We start from the raw sequence: 838 nt of genomic DNA, 5'->3' as shown, positions 1-838 counted from the left end.
GTGTAATCAAAATTAAGTCGCTTAGCTATATAACCCCGTCACCAATAGCAGCATCCCCTGAATAATCGCCGCATTGATAACCAGGCCGTGAGGGTCAGTTTCAGGTACGGAGGCTTTGTAGAGATTACGGTTAAGATGTGCGATGGTTTTTTGCTCTACGGCGGCGATATCACTATCAAGCAGTACAACTTCACTGTTGTCGTCTAATTCAATCCTGAATTGTCGCTTGACCTATTCTTTGTCAATAAACATGTTGGTTTATTTCCAGTAAAAAATGGCCTACGGATGTAGGCCACTCTGTTTAACTTGATGTTTACTGTCACTACCGATCCAAAACGGTTACTGACCGATTACCCACCATTATTACCAGATTGACCGCTATTACCAGATTGACCGCTTTTCGCCGCACCGACTGCATTTGACGAAGTCGAAGGCGAGAACTCGATTTTGGTTAAGTCACCTTTGATAAAGGCTTCGGGGCGGTAAACCGCGAGCGCCAGACGCTCTTCGCAACGAATCGAGATCATGTTCTTCTCGAAATCATCGGTATTTTCAGTGCTGATCAGCACGTTCGCTTCTTCACGGTCAAATGAGCACCTAAATTGAAAGCCCCCACCAGGAATTTATCTTTAAACTCAGCAGCTTCTGTCACGACAACACAGGTAAGCCCCACAACGTCGGCCTCGTCAGGGCTGCCGGATTGGAGAGGAGATAACGCCCCAGCGTATCCTTAATAAGTTCAATCTGTGCCCAGTTGGTAAAGTCTATCACATGGCCTGTCGCAGGGATCCGGGTCAGTTGCGCTTGCGGCATGGAAAGCCGCAGATCATCGATCGCG

Annotated in this window: 1 pseudogene; it reads right to left on the bottom strand. The window is 47.6% G+C overall.

From position 1 onward, the window contains the following. Nucleotides 1–350 precede the first annotated feature (350 nt). Nucleotides 351–838: pseudogene (locus ARSQ2_RS07715) on the bottom strand (phage major capsid protein); the annotation flags it as partial.

It is taken from the genome of Arsenophonus endosymbiont of Bemisia tabaci Q2 (genome assembly GCF_902713415.1).
GTDB lineage: Bacteria > Pseudomonadota > Gammaproteobacteria > Enterobacterales > Enterobacteriaceae > Arsenophonus.
Note: the sequence above shows the minus strand (reverse complement) of the source record. Positions and strands in the feature narration are given on the sequence as shown.